We start from the raw sequence: 19650 nt of genomic DNA, 5'->3' as shown, positions 1-19650 counted from the left end.
TAGTGTTGTTATTTAATTCGTCCGTAAGCTTTGTCAAGGTCAACTTTACTAACCAGGGCATCATAAAGACCTTGTATATATTTGTTATCGGCATCTTCAAGAGATGTTTGAGCCTGTGTAACCTCAATGCTTGAGCCTACCCCCTGCTGATATTTTACTTTTGATACACGCAGTACTTCCTGTGCAAGCTCCTGGTTACGTTTTTGATTATTAAGTGATTGTAAGCCATTAATGTATGACACAGTTGCCACCTTTGCATCAAGATTTATCGTATTTTTAAGGTTTACGAGGTCGTTTGTTGATTTTTGCACCTCAATTTTTGCCTGTCTTACCTGGTTTAGTCTTTGCCCGCCACTGAAAATAGGAACGTTGAGCGTTAAACCGATATAACTTGAAGGAAAAACCTGGCTGTAAAGCTTACTAAAATTATTATTCTGATATGATGCCGCATAGCTGCCATTCGCGCTTAATGTTGGCAAATAAGTTGTTTTTTTGTTTTGCAGATCAAGCTCATTTAGTTTTTTCTGAGTTTCCTGCAAGGAGTACTCTATACGATTATGGTAAAAGCCTGTATCTACCGACATTTCTGCAACGTTATTATCAAGGCTAACGTCGCTTAGCTTATCTTTCAACACAAGGTTTTCATCAACAGGCATTCCCATCTGAAACTTCAGCATTTGATAGTTCAAAGCCAATGAACGTACAACGTTTTCGCGGTTAGTTATTAAATTATTGTATTGCACAGTAATGCGGTCTACATCAATTTTTTCAACAAAGCCTTGCTTATTTTGTGCTACGGTTTGGTCAACCTGCTGTTTTAACTGGGTTATATTAGCATCGTATAGTTTAATTTGTTCGTCGCTAACCAAAACCTGATAATATGCTTTGGTGACAGCAACGTTCGCTTCAATTTTTGAGCGGGTATAATTACGCTGTGAAAGCTCACGATATGTTCTTGAAGCCTTTAAACCAACAAGATAACTCCCGTTAAAAAGGATCTGGTTTAAACTAACACCAAGGTTTGATTGGTACTTTACACCAAATTTAACCGGCACAAAGGTACCAGGGGCTCCAAAAAACTCACCCGGTAATAACGTGGTTGGTATTTTAAGATAATCCTGGAATGAGGCTGAGCCGCTGATTTGGGGTAAGCCAATGCCGGTTGTTTCTTTAACCTTATACTCCGCACTTTTGATATCGAGACCCGAGTTCACAACTGCGCTTTGGTGCTCGTAAGCATAATTGACACAATCCTGAACTGTAAAGTTATAGGTTTGTCCATTTGGCGTTGCCTCCTGCGCGTAGCTTTTAAAGGCTATGGCACAAAATACAGTTGCCGTAAAAAATAGATATTTCATTATATATATTGTGGTTGAGTGATTTACTTAAACTGATACAAATTTCTTTTAGCTATTGACAACCTTGTGTCAGCAGCCGGTTATTCATTATTAATATTTTTATATTCGTTAAGCAGCTTGTAGCCCTCAAGCGTACAAATGCCATAGTTAAAATGATCTAAAAACTGAACTTGTACCTTCCAGGGGCTAAATTCAGTTACCGGGAATATTGAAGTGTTAAAACCCAACTCCACCTGGTTAACCCGCATCCGTGCCATTATCTTTACGTCAATATCCTTACGAATGTAACCCTGACCCATGCCTTTAGTTAAAAGTTCTTCCATTTTTTGGATCAGTACCCCGGCCTTGAATCTTTGAAAGTCTTCCCAGGCTTCAGCATGATATTTTTGCAAATCATGAATAACAATCGGGTTGATCCTTGAAAATATCTCTTCTGAGCATTTGGTCATGTTGATCATCTCCTCAATCACATTAGCTGATTTACTGATAATCTCATTCATTTGATCCTCATCTTCCTTCAATTTCTTTTTTGTAAGGGCAACAACTAATTCGTTTTTGTCCTTGAAAAATTGATAGATCGTTTTTTTTGACATGCCAAGGTGCCTGGCTATATCATCCATCGTGATACTTTTAATCCCCGCCGTTAAAAACAGGTCTTCAGCACCTTTTATAATTCTTTCTGTTTGACTCATTGACTTTCCGGGTCAAAACTAAGGAAACATTTTTTGAATAAAAAGTTTCCATTCATTTTTACTTTTTCATTACAAATACTTATTTGCTTTTTTTTACATCAGTTAGTTATTGTTTGTTGTAGTGGCTTATTTGCAAAGCTTTTAATCTGCCGATGGCACATCAAAAATGATTACCTTTGCAAAAAATTATACCACTCTTTTAATATGACGCTTACTCCACTTTCAGCGATCTCGCCTATTGATGGCCGTTATAGAAACACCACCGCCGAACTTGCCGCGTACTTTTCAGAATATGCCCTTATCAAGTACCGCGTATTTGTTGAGATAGAATATTTTATAGCACTTGCCGAATATCCACTACCTCAGTTACAATCATTTGATAAAAATCTATCAGAAAAGTTACGCGATATTTACAGGAATTTTTCGGAAGATGACGCTGAAAGCATTAAAGTGATTGAAAAAACGACAAATCACGATGTTAAAGCGGTTGAATATTTCATTAAAAAAGAGTTTGATAAATTAGGTTTGGAGCCCTACAAAGAGTTTATCCACTTTGGCCTTACTTCTCAGGATATCAACAACACTGCTATTCCATATACCTTTAAGCTTGCTCTGAATAACAGCTACTACCCTGCCATTAATAACCTGATTAGTATCCTGAAAGCATTTGCTGCCGAGTGGGAAAATGTTCCGTTATTGGCGCATACGCATGGCCAGCCAGCTTCTCCAACCCGGTTAGGCAAAGAGATCCTGGTATTTGTTGAACGTTTGGAAGCCCAGCTTGAGTTGCTAAAACCTATTCCAAATTCAGCCAAGTTTGGTGGCGCTACCGGTAATTTTAACGCTCACTTTATCGCCTATCCTGATAAGGACTGGAAATCATTCGGTAATCATTTTGTGAACGAAATATTGGGTTTAAAACGCTCGCAGTTTACTACCCAAATTGAGCACTACGATAATTTTGCCGCACAATGTGATGCTTTGAAACGCATTAACAATATCCTGATTGATCTTGACCGTGATATGTGGACTTACATATCCATGAATTACTTCAAACAAAAGATCAAAGCCGGCGAAGTTGGTTCATCGGCCATGCCGCATAAGGTTAACCCTATCGATTTTGAAAATTCGGAAGGCAACCTGGGTATCGCTAATGCTTTATTTGAGCATCTTGCAGCCAAACTGCCGATTTCAAGGTTACAGCGCGACCTTACCGACTCGACCGTATTAAGGAACATCGGTGTACCTTTTGCACATACATTGATCGCCATTAAATCAACCGTAAGGGGATTAAACAAACTATTGCTAAACACTGATGCTATCAATGCTGATTTAGAAGCTAACTGGCCTGTTGTTGCAGAAGCTATCCAAACCATTTTAAGGCGTGAAGCTTACCCTAATCCTTACGAAGCCCTGAAAGACCTTACCCGAACCAACCACCAAATCAACGCCAACACAATAGCCGAGTTTGTTGATACGTTAAATGTAAGTGCGGCCATTAAAGAAGAGATTAAAAAGATAACGCCGTTGAACTATACAGGGATTTGAGTTAGATGTGCGAATTTCAAATGTGCAGATGTGCAAATGATTTTTAAATTATTGCTGCTTTAATTGTTTATGAATTTGCACATCTAAAATCTGCACATCTGAAATCGAAAATCATCCGCATGTCATAACAAAGTTTAGGGTAGCTTTTAATAAAAAAGGTAGTTAAATTTGTTAATTAGATTGAATAAAAACACGAAACGATGAATATCAACGTATATACCGAATTAACGCCTAACCCGGCAACTATGAAATTCATAGTTAATAAACTGCTTATTAATGGCAGTGTTGATTTTCCTACTAAGGAAAGTGCCGAACATTCACCTTTTGCAAAAGAACTGTATAAGTTTTCGTTTGTAAACGGCGTTTTCTTTGCCAGCAATTTTGTGACTATCACCAAAGTTGAAGGCAGCGAATGGGCAGATGTTGAGCCGATAATGAAAGAGTTTGTTAAAGGCGCAATCGAATCAGAATTAAAGATCCAGTTAGAGGAAGAAGCCGAAGCCGGAAACTTTGAAGGCACTGAAACTGAAGTTAAAATTCAGCAGATCCTGCATGACTACGTTCGCCCGGCTGTAGAGCAGGACGGCGGCGCTATCTCTTACCGCTCATTTAACGAGGGTGTTGTAACTGTTGAGCTTCGCGGTTCATGCAGCGGCTGCCCGTCATCAACCGTAACCCTTAAAGCCGGTATCGAAAACCTGCTTAAACGTATGGTTCCTGAAGTTACCGAGGTAGTTTCTGAAGCGTTATAATATTATTGATTTTGGGGCCGAACCCCATCATTTACGCGAAAGCCTTTCATGAAAATGAGAGGCTTTTTGCTTTTTTACCCCTAATCCTGTTTATAATTAAATGAGGTTATCTGTCTATAAGTTTTTATTTTAGCTACCCAATCTTTAAACGTTATCACAATGCCTAATTTGATTGATATTCCCAACTGCCACATTTTAATTTCAGTTGATGATACTTTGTTTACTCCAACTTTCTAAGCTATGGAAGTTAATGAATTACTAAATTGTAAGAATTGCGGTGCAATATTAACTGCAAGCGAGAATCAAACAATTAAATGCGACTATTGCGGAACAATTTATCATCCAAAACCGCAGACAGATCATACAATATCGTCTACAGAAATTACAACGGAAGGAGTACAACACCAACTGGAAAACGTGGAAAATAGTGATGCCAATGAAACACTCCAATCAGATAATTTTCCTACTGACAAGCAAAATACAAATCTTGGATGTAGTATCGCTCTAATAGCTTCGGTCGTCATCATGATGGTAATATTCATAGCTAAAATCATTGGATCGGAGCAGAAGACTACTTATAGTGGTAGCATAGCTATTGACACCTCAATGTTAAACACACAACCCCAGCCTGTTGAACTGTCAGAAACAGCGCAAGCGAGTCTCAAAAAATTAGCCGCAATCATTGTGGATAAGAAACTCTTTAAAAAGTTAATTAAAGATTCAAGCAATATCACAACAGAATCTGCGGTTCAGGCAACGTATTTCAGAGATAAAAATTCAATAGTCGGTAAGCCAGTCACCGGTTTATACGCTTATATAAATTGTTATGACATAGCAGGCTGCAACATTTATTTTGGTTGTCAACATATAAATAAAAAACCTTTAGGATTACAGAGTTTGACATTTGTTATAAATGGTAAACGTCTCCGGTACAAATCCGATTTTGCAACAGACTCTTTACAGCATTGGATAAACGAATACAGCGAGGAGACGATTTACGACGACAAAATCTCAATATTATTAAAACTTGTAACAGCAGATAAGGTCATTGTTCGTTTTAACGGTAACAAAGGCCACGATCAAATAATATTACCAAAAGATCAGCAAGATGCGCTTAAGAGGCAATTGCAACTTTATAAAGGATTGCTTTTGGGATATGCTAAGGAATAAAGGTGTAAAAGTATTACCTGAAATACTTCTGTATCGCCCCCAACATCTCCCCCGTGATCTTCCCATTGGTAGCTAACAGTTCCCGGGTATCCAATACCTCAGAACCGCCTTTAAAGTTCACCACTTCGCCTCCTGCTTGTTTTACAATCACAATACCGGCGGCCACATCCCAGGCGTTAAGGTTATACTCGTAAAAAGCATCAAAACGACCGCAGGCAGTATAAGCGAGGTCAACAGCTGCAGAACCTAAACGGCGCAAGCCATGACTGCTGCGCATCAGCTCGGTAAATAATTCGATATAGGCTGCCTGCTTTGTAAAATCGTAATATGGGAAACCGGTTGCCAATAAGCTGGTGCCTATTGTTTTGTTTTTACTTACACTGATTTCTTTGCCGTTCAGGTATGCGGGCGCATCTTTCCAGGCGTAAAAGCATTCATCAAGGTTTATTTCATATATAACACCGGCTATCAGTTCATCATATTCTTTCAACGCGATACTTACTGAAAAAGCGGGTACTCCATGAATGAAATTGGTAGTACCATCCAGAGGGTCAATGATCCAGTTGTAACGCTCGCCTATTTTGGTTGTTGTCTTTTCTTCGGTGATGAACCCTGCTTCAGGCAAAATTTTGCTCAGGCCTTTTACTATAGTTTCTTCGGCGGTTTTATCAACGTAGGACACCATATCGTTAAGGCCTTTATATTCTATCTTATCAGGATCAAATGCTTTACGTTCCTGCCTGATGAAATCACCCGCCTGTTTTGAAACTTCAATTACCTGGTTTATGATGTTCGCTGTTTGCATGGTTACGTTTTAATGATAAGCTAAATGAAAAAACTTTATGGATAAAAAAGCTGGCGAAGAACAAGCTTAATGCAGCTGAGATCCGTGCTACTGTAGGGTTAAAGCTGCAAGTTTGGATCAATATTTTTACAACTGATAAGTTGGCGAAGAAACCGATTATAGCCACCGTGACAAAGCGAAAAAACTGCTTGCGCGGCGCGGATTTAGATTCATTGAACACCATGTAACGGGTAATTAAAAAATTAACTACCACGCCCATAAAAAACGATAATGCCAATGATACGGTATAGTTACGAACGGTAAGCCCGAATATCCTATAAGTATGCTGTATTAACAGGTTGTGGTAAAAAAGATAAAACGCCGAAACATCCACCAAAAAGCCGGCACCGGCCGAAACTACAAATCTGAATACCTGGTTATGGATTAAACTGCCTTTTGATTTGTTATCAGCCATTTGTTGTGCCCAGCGCTTTCTTTTCTTTGTTTAATCCGGTTACAATAAGTGTAATACCACCTAAAACCATGATCACAGAGATCATTTCGGCCTGGGTAAATGAAACACCCGCAACAACATACTTTGTATTAACCCTGATGAGCTCAATAAAGAAACGCTCAACGCCTGCTAATATCATGTATATACCAAACAAAACGCCCGGAGCTTTAAAAATGTGCCTTATTTTCCACAATACAAAGAACAGTAATAAACAAATTACAGATTCGTAAAACGAGGTTGGATAAACCGGATATTGAAGTTCATGGCAAAATTTACCCACGCAATCCATCATCTGCACACCTTCGTCGTTCACGTTGTGCGGAAATTTGAAGCTCCACATCCAATCAGGTGCCCAGCTTAACCAATGAGGCTTCGGCGCCAGGTTAACTATACCCCAATCACCATCGCCGCTCATCTGGCATCCGATACGGCCTAAAGCATAAGCGAGCATCATGCCCGGACCACCGATATCAAGCATATCCAGCGGTTTAATGCCGTGTTTGTTAGCAATATAGAGTACTGCCGCGCCACCGCAGATCAGACCGCCATAAAAGGTTAAACCACTAAAGCCTATCAGCATGCCAACCGGGTCTTTCATAAAGTCGCCCCAGTTTTCCAATGCATTAAACAGCTTAGCACCCGCAAAGCCAAACACCGCAGCCCATAATAATATACTCCCCATCAATTCGTTTGGGTGCACATCAACATCTTTGGTTACCGGTTTGTCTAACTTTTGTTTTTGAGCCTCTTGCCACGCCCAGTACGCAAATGCTGCAGCCCCAAGGATCCCACCTATCCAGTTGCCTCGCAGGGATAACAAAAACTCCTGCGGGTTATCTATAAGAGCCTGGTAATTAAGGATACAGTCAACAATTTTATAGCCTAATATGAAGCCAAAAACACCATTTCCCGCAAGCTCGGCATTTGAAGCCGGCAACCCGATAGTAACACGTTTTTTAAAAGTATGGATTACGCCTAACGCTTCTTTACGTTTAAACTCCTGGCCAAATGCCCAATAAGCGCCAACAAAAGCTATCGCCACAAAAAAGCCGAAGGTTTGTATAGGCAAAGGAAGATTAAAACCAAAAAGGTATTTCAGTAACGATGTAAGCGTTGGAAACATAGGTTATATTTTAAGGCGAATATAGAATTTAATGCACTAATATTTCTTCGCCTTCTGTTATTTCAACATCACCATCAGGTGAAATATTTGTTAGGTGCACCGTTTTCAATTCGTTAACCAGTACAGGATCATACTTGGTACGTACCTTTACATAGTTACGGGTAAAGCCGTGCATGAAGCCATCTTTGATATCACCCTCAAACAAAACTTCCTGGTTTTTACCGAGTTGGCTTTCATAAAAAGCACGGCGTTTTTTATCCGACAGGATATGCAACATTTTACTCCGCTCGCCCCTTGCCGAGCCGGGTACCGCGCCCGTCATCTGAGCGGCCAAAGTATTTTCCCTTTCCGAATAAGTAAATACGTGCAGGTACGATATATTAAGTTCGTTGAGGAAGTTATAGGTATCGATAAAATCCTCCCTTGTTTCGCCGGGGAAACCAACAATAACATCCACGCCAATGCAGCAATCGGGCATCAGCTCTTTTATCCTGGCAACACGGTTAACATACAAATCGCGTTTGTAACGGCGGCGCATCAAGCCCAGGATCTTATCCGAACCCGATTGCAGCGGGATATGAAAATGCGGTACGAAACGTTTTGAAGCAACTAGAAAAGCGATGATCTCGTCGGTAAGCAGGTTAGGTTCTATGGATGAGATCCTGAAACGGTCGATCCCTTCTACCTCATCAAGGGCCTTAACCAAATCAAAAAACTTGTCTTCGCGTTTACCGTTCCGGATCCCGAAATCGCCAAGGTTTACGCCGGTAAGCACAATTTCTTTTACGCCCGACTCAGCAATTTGTTTTGCCTGAGCAACAACGTTTTCAATAGTATCGCTCCTGCTTGTGCCGCGGGCCAAAGGGATGGTACAAAAGGTGCAAGAGTAATCGCAACCGTCCTGCACTTTCAGGAAAGTACGGGTACGGTCGCCAAAAGAATATGCGGGAACAAACTCATTAGCTTCAGAAACCGGCTGATTAAGCACCAGCGCCTTTGGCCTTTTGGTTAAGTCGGTAATATGGTCAACTATCTGAAATTTTTCGGCAGCGCCAAGCACCATGTCAACACCCGGAATTTCGGCAATTTCCTGTGGTTTTAGCTGCGCGTAGCATCCTACTATGGTTACGTAGGCATTAGGCGAAATTTTAAGCGCCTCTTTAACAATCTTCTTACACTTTTTATCGGCATTGTCAGTTACCGAGCAGGTATTGATCACAAAAACATCCGGTGTTTCGGTAAAATTTACCGTATCATAACCGGCCTGGTTAAACAGCCGACCAATGGATGAGGTCTCTGAATAATTCAGCTTGCAGCCTAAAGTGTAAAAAGCGACTTTCTTGTTCATTTCAATCGGCAAAGATAATGTTTTTTAAAGAAATGCCTATTTCAGCAATTTCACTTCAAGGTAAAAAGTAATTGTAAAATTATGGGTGTCCCAAAATCGCGATTCCCCAAATAAAATTGGTTTTGTCTTTGCCGATTTTTTAAAATGTCCCATTTTTTGAGACTGAAACGCAAAACATGCTTTTTATGAAACATATTGATAATCAAAGCTTTAACATTTCACCTGAAACATCTATAAATATTTGATTATCAACAATTAAAACTTTAAGGAGTACGAAATCAACACTTAAGAACGTGCATTTATTTTCGGCTTTTTTTTGATGTTTTTTTGAGTTTTTTTAACCTGCAGGGCCTATTGCCAATACCCGCTGACAAAACAGTGCCACCATCGTTGCTTTAGTTTTTCTATAAACAAGAGCCTCTTTATAGTCCCGGTATTTTCATAATCCTGGTAATTTACCTATTTTCAGTGCGGATAAACGTAAACCCTAAACCACCCATACCATGATCATATACGGCACCAAAGCGAAACTATTAAAAGCTGAAATAACAAGCGACATCTGCCCAAACTGCAATACAACCAACAGTATCCAGATGAATGTATTTCAACGCTGGGCGCATATTTTCTGGATCCCGTTTTTCCCGATAGGTAAAACAGGCGTATCCCAATGCCTCCATTGCAGGCAGGTTTTGAAGCTTAAGGAAATGCCCGCCTCGCTTAAATTAAGCTATGATAATATAAAATCTCAAACTACAATACCTGTGTGGACATTTGCAGGCTGTTTCCTGATCGTTATTGGTTCGATATTTTTTTATATCAGCGAAAAGCAGAAAGCAAAAAAAGTAAACCAATGGGTTTTATCGCCACAAAAGAACGATATATTTCATATCAAACTTAAAAACGATTACTATACCCTTTACAGGGTAAATAAGGTTTCCGGCGATTCTGTTTACCTGGCCTTAAACAAATATGAATCGGACCGTGAAGAGGGCCTTGATGATATCGCGGCAAAGGGTGATACCGCCTATGATAACGCCCAGCAAGGTATTGCCAAACCATTTCTTGTAGAGATGGCCAAAGAAGGATCTATCCTGGATATTGAACGCAAATAAGCTATGAATACCACACCCCGCTCCTATTGGTTTGCCAAGTTCCTTGAATGCCTGTATCTGCTCGTAGCTATCTACGATTGTTTAATGATAATGTGGGGCACTTTGCTTTATAAGCTGTTTAGTTCTTTTGGTGACCTGTCCTTCGCGATGACTTTCACCTGGATCATTATTGGAATATGCATCCTTTCGGTGATTTATTCCATTTATTGGCATCAAAAAAGTAAAAAGGAAGGATTTAATTCAGGAATAAGGCACGCGTTTCTGCGGGGCGTTATGCGGTACTTCCTTGCCTTCCAAGTGTCGGCTTATGGCTTTGCCAAGATCCTGAAAACACAGTTTGGACACGTTTACATGAGGGATAACACGCCTGTAGGCAAGTTAAACGGCTTCGACCTCACCTGGAATTATTTTGGCCACTCTTACACTTTCGCGGTCATACTCGGTTTACTTCAGATTGGTGGCGCCATCATGCTTTTATTCAGGCGTACTACCTTGCTGGGCACCTGCATATTATTACCCATAATGTTAAACATTGTACTAATCAATGCTTTTTATAATATAGCCGTGGGGGCATTTATGAACTCAATCATTATAACTACCGGATTGTTATACCTTTTACTACTACGATGGCCGGATATTAAACCTGTTTTATTTAAAGACGTAACAATACCGCCCTTAAGGCTAAGTTTTGCAAAACCAGTTTTAAAACTTTTAGTAATCGGTCTTGCGTTTTATAGTATTTACCGTTATGTAGCAGCCGTCCCCCCATCGGCCTTTGCAGGAAAATGGAAAATAGATGAGCTTATCAGGAACGGCAAACCCGTGGGTAAAAACGAATGGATAAACGGTGCGCAAAACTGGTGCTACGTTTATATAGAAGACGGCGGCCGGATTGCATTTTGTGCCAACCCTTATGTTTTTGAGGCTAACCGCGCATGGTTTGGTCAATACATATATCTGACAGGCAAAAAAACGTTCGACATTGTTTTTGACGGAGGTACAAAACGAGATACAACAAAGGTAAAGATCAGCAACTACAACGGTAAGCAAATGCAATGGGATACTAAAGTGTATGATGATACCCTAAAGTTGAAATTGGTTAAAGAATAGCTGCTTCTTAGAAACTGTTTAAAAACGATTAAATGATACTACTATATCCGCCACGTCATAGCGGGTGATTTAAACCCGGGGCCTCTGAAGGTTAGATGACAAAGAGGGCGTGTCAGTCTGAGCCTGTCGAAGACTCGTGCGCAGAGGCCTGCCCGCCATACTTCGACTGGCTCAGTATGACACCCCTTTTTTAGTTGTCATGGGTAGGCACGAAGCAATCCCCGACTGTACAGGGCGGATTTGCTTAGCGGATCTGCCTCTTGGAGATTGCTACGTGCCTCGCAATGACGGCTTTTATATATTTTTAAACTGCTTCTTACACGTTCCCCCAGCCCAAAGCCAAAACATCGGCAATGTGCATGGTTTGGATAGGCAGGTTATTTTTATCGATGTACCCCTGCATGTGCATTAAACATGAGGCATCAGTAGATATGATGTATTCCGCACCAACATCAAGGGCATTATTAACTTTTTGCTGCGCCATGGCGGTTGAGATGCCATCAAACTTAACGGCAAATGTACCGCCGAAACCGCAGCAGGTTTCACCGTCTTTCAGGTCAAGCAGTTCGAGACCAAGTACCTTGGAGAGCAGCTGGCGCGGCTCATCCTTTATTTTGCACTCGCGCAGGCCGGCACAGCTATCATGATAAACGGCTTTACCGTCAAGTTCGGCGCCGAAATAATCAAACTCCAGGATATTCACCAAAAAGTCTGATAGCTCGTAGATATTCCCTTGAACAGCTCTGCATTTATTGTGTACAGCCGTGTTGGTAAACAGATCGTTATAATAATTTTTTACCATGCCCGTGCATGAAGCTGAGGGCGAAACAATAACGCTGTCTTCCGAAAAATCGCTTAAAAACTTGCTTCCCACCTCTTTGGCATCATCCCAAAAACCAGCATTAAAAGCCGGCTGACCGCAGCAGGTTTGTGCCGGGTTATAACTAACCTTGCAGCCTGCTTTCTCCAACAATTTTACAGTATTAAAAGCAGTTGCCGGAAACAACTGATCTATGAAACACGGTATAAACAATTCAACCTTCATCGGCACAAATTAGTTAACGGGCGCTAAAATCCAAATTTTTATTGACGTTTCGTTCAGCCCTCAGCAAAGAAAACAACAAAACTAAGCCAACAATGAAAAATACACCCAGTACCAAAACCGAGTTTCGCGGACTGCCGGTTATTTCTTCAAAAAAACCAAAGCTAAATACCCCGCCTACTATGGCCAGCTTTTCGGTAACATCATAAAAACTAAAGAAAGATGCCGTATCGGGGATATTTTCGGGCAGATATTTTGAATACGTTGAGCGCGACATGGACTGGATACCGCCCATCACCAAACCAACCACCACTGCTATGATGTAAAACTGTGTTTGTGTATAGGTAAAGTAAGCAGCTATACAAACCGCGATCCACAGGATCACCACACTAATTAAAATCCTTACGTTACCATATTTACCCGACAGGCGCGACATCAGCGTAGCGCCCAAAATAGCTACCAATTGAATAATTAAAATGATAGTGATCAACTGCGGAGTTTCCATTTTAAGCTCTTTAGCAGCAAAACCGGTTGCCACCAGCATAATGGTTTGCACTCCCATGGAATAAAAAAAGAATGACGGTAAAAACCTTTTTAACAACGGCATTTCCTTAACCTTTTTCCAAACGTGCCCTAATTCGATAAAACCGCCTTTTATAATATGATGATTGTGGCTTTGCGCATTTGGGCTGCCCTTAGGCAATACGCTGAAGGGGATCATAGCAAAACCTATCCACCATAAGCCTACCAGCAAAAACGACAATCGGGGCGCGAAGGTTTTGTCAACAATACCAAACCACTCCCCTTTCAGCACAAATAAAAAGCAAATAAGCTGAAGCAGTACGCTGCCGATATAACCATAGGTGAAACCTTTGGCACTCACATTATCCTGCATATCAACAGTGGCAATTTCGGGCAGGTATGAATTGTAAAACACAAAGCCACCACTATAACCTATAGCCGCCAGCGCAAAGCAAATGATACCTAACTCCAGGTGGTCTTTGTCAAAGTTGAACAACGCGCAGCAGGCTGCCGAACCAAGCAGGGTAAAAAACATCATGAAGATCTTCTTATTGCCTTTATAGTCGGCTATTGATGACAATATGGGCAGCAGCAATACCATTACCAGGTAAGCGGCCGATAAAGCATAATCTGAAAGTGCTGTATTTACAAAGCTTTTACCAAAAAAGTTAACCCTGTCGCCATTGGCATGATTGGTAGTTATAGCTACATAATAAGCCGGAAAAATGGTTGAAGTGATGACAAGGTTATACGCTGAGTTGGCCCAATCAAAGAAAGCCCAGGCGCGGATGGTTTTTTTGTTGTTTTTATTTTCCATTTGCTCACTAAATGTATGCAAATTTTAGAAACTGCAAAAAAGTCCGACAATAGTACTTATCAATGTCCTCGCGGTGCATAAACAATGATACAAGCGCCTACCAATGCAATCAAAGCACCGATAATATCATAACGGTCGGGCTTAAATCCATCCACCTTCCAGGCCCAGATTAATGCCAGTACAATAAAAATACCGCCATAAGCCGCATACACCCTGCCGAAATTGGCGGTTTGCCACGTTGCTACTATACCATAAAGCGCCAGGATCACCCCGCCCGCTATACCAAACCAAAGCGGCTTACCTTCTTTTAACCAAAGCCAAACCAAATAGCCGCCGCCTATTTCAAATAAACCGGCCAGCAAAAAAAGAGCAAAAGAGCGGATAATTGCCATTATTAAAATTTGAAGTAACCACTTCGTTAAAGATATAAAAACGCCAATATTGGCCCGGGGCAATTATAAAAAAAGGCCTCCCTTTCGGAAAGCCTTGATTATTTTTTATAAAACGGGTTTAGCTCCTGTCATAAAACGCGGGTGGCTCAATACCCAAAGTGCGAAGGTAAACATAGCCCTGGCCGCGGTGATGGATCTCGTTATCAATAACGTACTGTAAAATATAATTGACTAATCCTTCGTATTGGCCAAATGCCAGTACTGTTTCCTGGAAACGCTCAGGCGTAATCTGGGGCCAATAGGTTTTTATTTCCTCAGTGGCCTCATCCCAAAGTTGCAACAGTTCCGCCTTTGTAGCCGCTGCTATTTTACCTGTATGGTGATCCAGACCTGCAATTGGGGTCCAGTTATCTGTTACAACACCTCTTACACAAGGCCCGCCCATACTAATAAACTCTTTAACCATATCGGCAAAGGGGCGCATACCACCTATCGAATAATTAAATAAGGCTTCCTCCGGAAAAGCGTCTATAACCCTGCGGGTTACCCGGCGCTGGCCAAGCCAGCTTTGTAAAAGTTGATCGGGTGTATAAACAGATGCTGCTGCAGTTTCTGTTGACTGTTGATTTGTGTTAGTTTCCATTGCTTTGAGTTTTGTTTTTGATTACAATACAAAGTAACCACACCATGGTGACAGCCCTATGTCAGCAGGAAAAAAGAAAAACTAACTAATTTGTATTTTGGATAAACTCCACCACCTGTTGCTGTTCATAATTCGATAAAGTGCCTTCCGAATAATGCCATTTAGAAGTAACATCACCCTCAAACCTGATCTGTCCTAAATAATCCGGATTTTTGTTATCATCCAGCAGCGGCTTGCTTTCACCAATTTCGGGAGCTATCTCCTGAATTTCAAAAAGTGTAGCTTCCCCATCGGCCCCACCTTTATAAAGTTTGTACAAGCCGGTGGCATTTAATTCATGATTTGTTGATTGATGCAGTACCGGCTCAATAATGATATTTCTCTGTGTGCCGTTATCGCCGGTAACGTTGTGGTTAACTGTGTGGATCATGGCTTATGTTTTTATTTATTGATAGTACAAGCCTGCCGCCAAATTGTTTAGGCCTCTACTTCAACACGCTGTTTGCGAAGTTTATTTTCTTTAAACATCAGCACGATGAGCATAATAAGGCCCAACACAAAAAAACCATCAAGGGCAAGTGTCGAGTCGCGCATCTCATTAGTCACAGCTTCCACAAAGCCAAAACAAAACAGGCCTACCACAATCGACAGCTTTTCGGTAACATCATAAAAACTGAAATATGAAGCCGTATCCGGGATGTTTTCGGGTAAATATTTGGAGTAGGTTGAGCGTGACAAAGATTGTACCCCTCCCATTACAATGCCAATGATCACCGCGGCCACATAAAACTGGGTAGAATTGGTGATAAAGTAAGCATACAAACAAATGGCCGACCAGATTGCCACCAAACCTACCAGCGTACGCACATTCCCGAATTTCTCCGATGATTTGGAGGCGATCAATGCCCCCGGCACAGCAACCACCTGGATGATGAGCACAATAGAGATCAGGGCAGCATCGGGCATGTGCAATTCTTTGGCAGCAAAGTTAGCCGCAGCCAGCATAATGGTTTGTACACCGACAGAGTAAAGGAAAAACGATACCAGGAAGCGTTTAAGCAGCGGCATGTTACGCACTTTGCCAAAAACTTTGGCAAGTTCTTTAAAGCCTCCCGTAAGTACATTATAATTATGTTTACCGGCGTTAGGTTGGCCTTTTGGCAACATGCGGAACGGGATAATGGAAAAACCTATCCACCATACAAAAACCATCAGGAACGAGATCCGGGCTGGCAGCCAGTCGTCGGTAATGCCAAACCAATTAGGTTCAAGCACTACGATAAAGCATAATACCTGCACTACAATACTGCCTACATAACCATAAATAAACCCTTTGGCGCTTACAGCGTCCTGCTTATCGGGCGTGGCTATTTGAGGGAGATAAGAGTTATAAAATACAAAGCCACCGCAATAACCTATAGAAGCCAATCCAAAGCAAAGCATCGGAATTTCCAATCCACCGCCAGGCTTAAAGAAAAACAAACCGGCGCAGGCCAGGCTACCCAACCAAGTAAATAATTGCAGGTATGATTTTTTATTGCCCCGGTAATCGGCTATGGAAGTAAGGATAGGCAGGATGGCGGCCACCACAAGATATGACAAACCCAATATATAATTTGATAAAACCGTATTAACATACCTGTGCCCCAAAAAGGTTACCATTTGGGTATTTTTTGAATTGAACTTGGTAACCTCCACAAAGTATGCCGGGAAAATAGTAGAGGTGATAACGATGTTATATGACTGATTGGCCCAGTCAAACATGCACCAGGCCCAAATGGTTTTCTTGTTATTTTTTGCTTCCATTACGGGCTTAAAAGTAGGGAAATTTGGTTGAGTTGCATATCAGGGACACATCATTATAAAATTTATTGTAGCTTTAAGAACAGAAGATTATAGCATGTTCACCTACCTCCATTTTACAAATCAATTCGGCTCCTATCTTTATGATGACAATTTCCAGGCATTTTTAGCGGATACATTTACTGATCTTAGCTCATACAATATTTTAAAAAGCGATTACATGCGATCTGAAATATTGGGTATCGATTTGGGGTTCACCAATGAGGATGCTGTTATTGATGAAGATGAGTTGATCATTTTAGAACCTGGCCGGCCGATATTCTCTCATCTGAATATTTACCCTAAACCGGGTATGCAAGTTGTACTCCCATTTGAGATTTCATTTGACGATACCCGCGCAGACGTTTTCAAAAAAGCAGGAGAACTTACGCAAACCAAACACGGAGATTCGCCGATACTGGATAAACCCTTCCTGGTAGACCATTACAAAATAGATAACCTTGTTTTAAGTATCGATTACGATCCGGCTGATGAGCATATTAATTTTATACAGATCAGGGACAATAACATTGTTGCGCATTTGAAATTGTAAGTCAACACTTTTTATTCATATATACCGCCTTGAAACCTTATCCTTTCTTCAACATCAGAACCCGTCCCAGCACATATTCGCGATTGTGGCATTGTTATCAATTATACTTTCATTTTTTACGACTGCCGCAACAATAGATATCAATCTTCATGACACTTATTTCGTAGTATCAGCAGTTCATTTATGCCGCTTAATAGGCTTAATATTTTTTATCTTATGGGTTATTTATACAATAACCGAACTGATATTGCCTGTAGTTTGGTTAAAATGGGGACACGTGCTGGTTACATTGATTGCGTTAATTATAATTTCTTATTTTTCCGCACAGCTATCCATCCGCGGCCCGCATAAATACTATACCGATGGTCAGATCCGGGAAGCGGTCAACATTAACGCTATAATTACTATTGCAACAACCGTATTGCTGACTGCGCAATTGCTTTTTATAGCTAACCTTATGACGGGTATTGTCAAAAAGGCTTTCCTATCAAGTCATCGATATAAAAACCGGAAGATATAAACAGCATACATCTCCCGGTTATACGTATTGCCACCATTAATCAAATATTTCGGGCAGATGCTTATAGTTACCTTTTACGGTAGCCAAAACCTCATCAAATTTACCACCAAGCATCATTTTGGTCATGGAGACGGCCATTCCTTTAACCATTTTAAGTTCGATATGCGGCGGCATGGCAAGGGCGGTTCCGTCGGTATAAACATTTACTAAAACTGGTCCTGTGTGTGCAAAAGCTTCGGCTATGCCCTGTTCAAGGTCCTGCGGGTCATTAATAGTGATCCCCTTTATACCCATTGACTCCGCGACCATGGTAAAATCAGGATTGTGCATGTCCACTTCAAAATCGGGCAGGCCCATTACTTCCATTTCCAGCTTTACCATGCCAAGGCTCCTGTTATTAAATACAATGATCTTTATAGGCAGATCATATTGTTTAATAGTGGCTAAGTCACCCAACAACATAGAAATACCGCCATCGCCGCACATAGCCACAACCTGCCTTTCGGGGCAAGCCAGCGCCGCGCCGATAGCATGCGGCATAGCATTGGCCATAGATCCATGAACAAACGAGCCGATCATAGAACGCCGCCCATTAGCGCTGATATGCCTGGCACTCCAAACATTACACATCCCGGTATCGCAGGTAAAAATGGCATCAGCAGATGCATATTCGTCTACGATAGCTGCTAAAGCTTCGGGATGAATAGCATCATGTTCACCAAAATCCTTAATGTAAGCTTGCTGCTGTTCTTTTACTTTAGCATGTACATGAAGTTGCGCATCTAAAAAGCTGCTGTCGGTTTTTTCTTTAATTAAAGGGATCAACGCTTTAATTGTAGATTTTATATCACCGTAAAGCCCCATCGTTAGTTTTGCGCGGCGACCAAGATTTTCGGGCTTGATGTCAATCTGCACTATCTTTTTATCCTGGGGATAAAAAGGCGTGTAAGGAAAATCGGTGCCAAGCAGGATAACCAAATCGCTTTCATGCATGCTATGATACGCAGCAGGCAAGCCAAGCAGGCCGGTCATACCTACCTCGTATGGGTTATCATGCTCCAAAAACATTTTACCACGGAACGAATAACCAACCGGCGCCTTGATCAGTGCCGCCAGTTCAACTACCTCATCATGGGCGTCGGCGCAACCAATACCGCCAAAAATGCAAACTTTGGGGTGGCGATTGATCAGATCGGCCAGTTTTACTAACTCTTCCCATACCGGGGTAATGTTGGCTTTGCAAAAAAAGTTATTTACCGACGAATCGATTTCAACAGCATCCTCCCCTGCCACATCGCCCGGTAAACCCAATACGCCAACCCCTTTGCGCTGAATAGCGGTTTGGATAGCCGCCTGTGCCATACGGGGTACTTGCTTGTTGTTGGCAGCCACCTGGTTATAGTAACTGCAGTCATCAAAAAGCTTGATAACATTGGTTTCCTGGAAGTAGTTACTGCCAAACTCTTTAGTAGCACAGGTAGATGCTATGGCTAAAACAGGTGCTCCTGACCGGTGAGCATCATAAAGGCCATTCACCAGATGCACATGCCCGGGACCACTGCTTCCTGCACAACAGGCAAGCCCGCTCAGTTGCGCATCGGCCGAAGCTGCAAAAGCGCCTGCTTCTTCATTGCGTACGTGGATCCATTTTAATTCGGGCGTTCTGCGTACGGCATCATTAAGTTCGTTTAAACTATCGCCGGTAATGGCGTAAATACGTTTGATGCCGGCCTGTATCAACATTTCTACAAGTTGCTCGGCTACTTTTTTTGACATGTTTGGGTTGTTTAGCGTTAGTGATGTGGTAA

20 protein-coding genes are annotated in these 19650 nt (G+C 41.5%); 7 read left to right on the top strand and 13 right to left on the bottom strand.

Translation table 11 applies throughout. The annotated features are described in order from the left end of the window. Window positions 1-8: 8 nt before the first annotated feature. Window positions 9-1358 (bottom strand): TolC family protein, encoded by a 1350-nt coding sequence (locus FHW88_RS07840; RefSeq protein WP_176624414.1) that lies wholly within the window; start codon window positions 1356-1358, stop codon window positions 9-11. Window positions 1359-1438: 80 nt separating this feature from the next. Then, a complete protein-coding gene (locus tag FHW88_RS07835; RefSeq protein WP_090525271.1) occupies window positions 1439-2050 on the bottom strand; it encodes a TetR/AcrR family transcriptional regulator in 612 nt (203 codons plus the stop codon). A gap of 204 nt (window positions 2051-2254) precedes the next feature. On the opposite strand from FHW88_RS07835, the gene purB reads away from it, so the two are divergent. The 3 genes from purB to FHW88_RS07820 all read left to right on the top strand — a co-directional run bounded on the left by purB (window position 2255) and on the right by FHW88_RS07820 (window position 5520). After that, the gene (purB, locus tag FHW88_RS07830; protein ID WP_176624413.1) at window positions 2255-3598 is read left to right on the top strand and encodes an adenylosuccinate lyase; all 1344 of its coding nucleotides are present in this window, start codon (window positions 2255-2257) and stop codon (window positions 3596-3598) included. Between the two features lie 200 nt (window positions 3599-3798). After that, entirely contained in the window at window positions 3799-4350 is a 552-nt protein-coding gene (locus FHW88_RS07825) for a NifU family protein (RefSeq protein ID WP_176624410.1), read from the top strand. Window positions 4351-4590: 240 nt separating this feature from the next. Continuing rightward, window positions 4591-5520 carry a hypothetical protein gene (locus FHW88_RS07820; protein WP_176624408.1) on the top strand — a complete coding sequence of 310 codons (930 nt, stop codon included), beginning with the start codon at window positions 4591-4593 and terminating at the stop codon, window positions 5518-5520. Between the two features lie 13 nt (window positions 5521-5533). On the opposite strand, the gene FHW88_RS07815 is transcribed toward FHW88_RS07820, so the two are convergent. The 4 genes from FHW88_RS07815 to mtaB are packed head-to-tail and all read right to left on the bottom strand — an operon-like array spanning window position 5534 to window position 9289. Then, a complete protein-coding gene (locus FHW88_RS07815; protein ID WP_090525263.1) occupies window positions 5534-6325 on the bottom strand; it encodes an inositol monophosphatase family protein in 792 nt (263 codons plus the stop codon). Further along, window positions 6291-6779, bottom strand: a complete 489-nt coding sequence (locus FHW88_RS07810; RefSeq protein ID WP_090525262.1) for a GtrA family protein — start codon at window positions 6777-6779, stop codon at window positions 6291-6293. The genes FHW88_RS07815 and FHW88_RS07810 overlap by 35 nt, the downstream gene beginning before the upstream one ends. Further along, entirely contained in the window at window positions 6772-7941 is a 1170-nt protein-coding gene (locus FHW88_RS07805; RefSeq protein WP_176624406.1) for a prolipoprotein diacylglyceryl transferase, read from the bottom strand. The genes FHW88_RS07810 and FHW88_RS07805 overlap by 8 nt, the downstream gene beginning before the upstream one ends. 28 nt (window positions 7942-7969) lie before the next feature. Then, window positions 7970-9289, bottom strand: coding sequence for a tRNA (N(6)-L-threonylcarbamoyladenosine(37)-C(2))-methylthiotransferase MtaB (gene mtaB / locus FHW88_RS07800; RefSeq protein WP_176624404.1), 1320 nt, complete (start codon window positions 9287-9289; stop codon window positions 7970-7972). 503 nt (window positions 9290-9792) lie between these two features. On the opposite strand from mtaB, the gene FHW88_RS07795 reads away from it, so the two are divergent. Together FHW88_RS07795 and FHW88_RS07790 are read left to right on the top strand one after the other, a co-directional pair. Then, window positions 9793-10401 carry a hypothetical protein gene (locus tag FHW88_RS07795; protein WP_176624402.1) on the top strand — a complete coding sequence of 203 codons (609 nt, stop codon included), beginning with the start codon at window positions 9793-9795 and terminating at the stop codon, window positions 10399-10401. Between the two features lie 3 nt (window positions 10402-10404). After that, the gene (locus tag FHW88_RS07790; RefSeq protein WP_176624400.1) at window positions 10405-11511 is read left to right on the top strand and encodes a hypothetical protein; all 1107 of its coding nucleotides are present in this window, start codon (window positions 10405-10407) and stop codon (window positions 11509-11511) included. A 316-nt stretch (window positions 11512-11827) separates the two neighbouring features. Here the strand turns inward: FHW88_RS07790 and FHW88_RS07785 are convergent, their stop codons facing one another. From FHW88_RS07785 to FHW88_RS07760, 6 genes are all read right to left on the bottom strand, one after another. Then, window positions 11828-12556, bottom strand: a complete 729-nt coding sequence (locus tag FHW88_RS07785; protein ID WP_176624398.1) for a (Fe-S)-binding protein — start codon at window positions 12554-12556, stop codon at window positions 11828-11830. Window positions 12557-12569: 13 nt separating this feature from the next. After that, window positions 12570-13892, bottom strand: a complete 1323-nt coding sequence (locus FHW88_RS07780) for an MFS transporter (RefSeq protein ID WP_090525248.1) — start codon at window positions 13890-13892, stop codon at window positions 12570-12572. Window positions 13893-13951: 59 nt separating this feature from the next. Then, entirely contained in the window at window positions 13952-14284 is a 333-nt protein-coding gene (locus tag FHW88_RS07775) for a YnfA family protein (protein ID WP_175489927.1), read from the bottom strand. A gap of 118 nt (window positions 14285-14402) precedes the next feature. Further along, window positions 14403-14927, bottom strand: a complete 525-nt coding sequence (locus tag FHW88_RS07770) for a DinB family protein (RefSeq protein WP_176624396.1) — start codon at window positions 14925-14927, stop codon at window positions 14403-14405. 85 nt (window positions 14928-15012) lie between these two features. After that, a complete protein-coding gene (locus FHW88_RS07765; RefSeq protein WP_090525244.1) occupies window positions 15013-15357 on the bottom strand; it encodes a hypothetical protein in 345 nt (114 codons plus the stop codon). 47 nt (window positions 15358-15404) lie between these two features. Continuing rightward, window positions 15405-16733, bottom strand: coding sequence for an MFS transporter (locus tag FHW88_RS07760; RefSeq protein WP_176624394.1), 1329 nt, complete (start codon window positions 16731-16733; stop codon window positions 15405-15407). 94 nt (window positions 16734-16827) lie between these two features. On the opposite strand from FHW88_RS07760, the gene FHW88_RS07755 reads away from it, so the two are divergent. Next, window positions 16828-17322 (top strand): hypothetical protein, encoded by a 495-nt coding sequence (locus tag FHW88_RS07755; RefSeq protein ID WP_176624392.1) that lies wholly within the window; start codon window positions 16828-16830, stop codon window positions 17320-17322. A gap of 85 nt (window positions 17323-17407) precedes the next feature. Next, window positions 17408-17842 carry a hypothetical protein gene (locus FHW88_RS07750; RefSeq protein ID WP_176624390.1) on the top strand — a complete coding sequence of 145 codons (435 nt, stop codon included), beginning with the start codon at window positions 17408-17410 and terminating at the stop codon, window positions 17840-17842. A 36-nt stretch (window positions 17843-17878) separates the two neighbouring features. On the opposite strand, the gene FHW88_RS07745 is transcribed toward FHW88_RS07750, so the two are convergent. Beyond that, the gene (locus FHW88_RS07745) at window positions 17879-19618 is read right to left on the bottom strand and encodes a thiamine pyrophosphate-dependent enzyme (RefSeq protein ID WP_176624388.1); all 1740 of its coding nucleotides are present in this window, start codon (window positions 19616-19618) and stop codon (window positions 17879-17881) included. Window positions 19619-19650: the final 32 nt, after the last annotated feature.

Origin of the sequence: Mucilaginibacter sp. SG538B (assembly GCF_013376065.1) — a bacterium.
Taxonomy (GTDB): domain Bacteria; phylum Bacteroidota; class Bacteroidia; order Sphingobacteriales; family Sphingobacteriaceae; genus Mucilaginibacter; species Mucilaginibacter rubeus.
This window is presented reverse-complemented; position numbering and strand designations above follow the sequence as displayed.

Coding starts and splice junctions, on each gene's coding strand:
- FHW88_RS07840 (WP_176624414.1), bottom strand. CDS start 1,358: ATGAAATATCTATTTTTTACGGCAACTGTATTTTGTGCCATAGCCTTT.
- FHW88_RS07835 (WP_090525271.1), bottom strand. CDS start 2,050: ATGAGTCAAACAGAAAGAATTATAAAAGGTGCTGAAGACCTGTTTTTA.
- purB (WP_176624413.1), top strand. CDS start 2,255: ATGACGCTTACTCCACTTTCAGCGATCTCGCCTATTGATGGCCGTTAT.
- FHW88_RS07825 (WP_176624410.1), top strand. CDS start 3,799: ATGAATATCAACGTATATACCGAATTAACGCCTAACCCGGCAACTATG.
- FHW88_RS07820 (WP_176624408.1), top strand. CDS start 4,591: ATGGAAGTTAATGAATTACTAAATTGTAAGAATTGCGGTGCAATATTA.
- FHW88_RS07815 (WP_090525263.1), bottom strand. CDS start 6,325: ATGCAAACAGCGAACATCATAAACCAGGTAATTGAAGTTTCAAAACAG.
- FHW88_RS07810 (WP_090525262.1), bottom strand. CDS start 6,779: ATGGCTGATAACAAATCAAAAGGCAGTTTAATCCATAACCAGGTATTC.
- FHW88_RS07805 (WP_176624406.1), bottom strand. CDS start 7,941: ATGTTTCCAACGCTTACATCGTTACTGAAATACCTTTTTGGTTTTAAT.
- mtaB (WP_176624404.1), bottom strand. CDS start 9,289: ATGAACAAGAAAGTCGCTTTTTACACTTTAGGCTGCAAGCTGAATTAT.
- FHW88_RS07795 (WP_176624402.1), top strand. CDS start 9,793: ATGATCATATACGGCACCAAAGCGAAACTATTAAAAGCTGAAATAACA.
- FHW88_RS07790 (WP_176624400.1), top strand. CDS start 10,405: ATGAATACCACACCCCGCTCCTATTGGTTTGCCAAGTTCCTTGAATGC.
- FHW88_RS07785 (WP_176624398.1), bottom strand. CDS start 12,556: ATGAAGGTTGAATTGTTTATACCGTGTTTCATAGATCAGTTGTTTCCG.
- FHW88_RS07780 (WP_090525248.1), bottom strand. CDS start 13,892: ATGGAAAATAAAAACAACAAAAAAACCATCCGCGCCTGGGCTTTCTTT.
- FHW88_RS07775 (WP_175489927.1), bottom strand. CDS start 14,284: ATGGCAATTATCCGCTCTTTTGCTCTTTTTTTGCTGGCCGGTTTATTT.
- FHW88_RS07770 (WP_176624396.1), bottom strand. CDS start 14,927: ATGGAAACTAACACAAATCAACAGTCAACAGAAACTGCAGCAGCATCT.
- FHW88_RS07765 (WP_090525244.1), bottom strand. CDS start 15,357: ATGATCCACACAGTTAACCACAACGTTACCGGCGATAACGGCACACAG.
- FHW88_RS07760 (WP_176624394.1), bottom strand. CDS start 16,733: ATGGAAGCAAAAAATAACAAGAAAACCATTTGGGCCTGGTGCATGTTT.
- FHW88_RS07755 (WP_176624392.1), top strand. CDS start 16,828: ATGTTCACCTACCTCCATTTTACAAATCAATTCGGCTCCTATCTTTAT.
- FHW88_RS07745 (WP_176624388.1), bottom strand. CDS start 19,618: ATGTCAAAAAAAGTAGCCGAGCAACTTGTAGAAATGTTGATACAGGCC.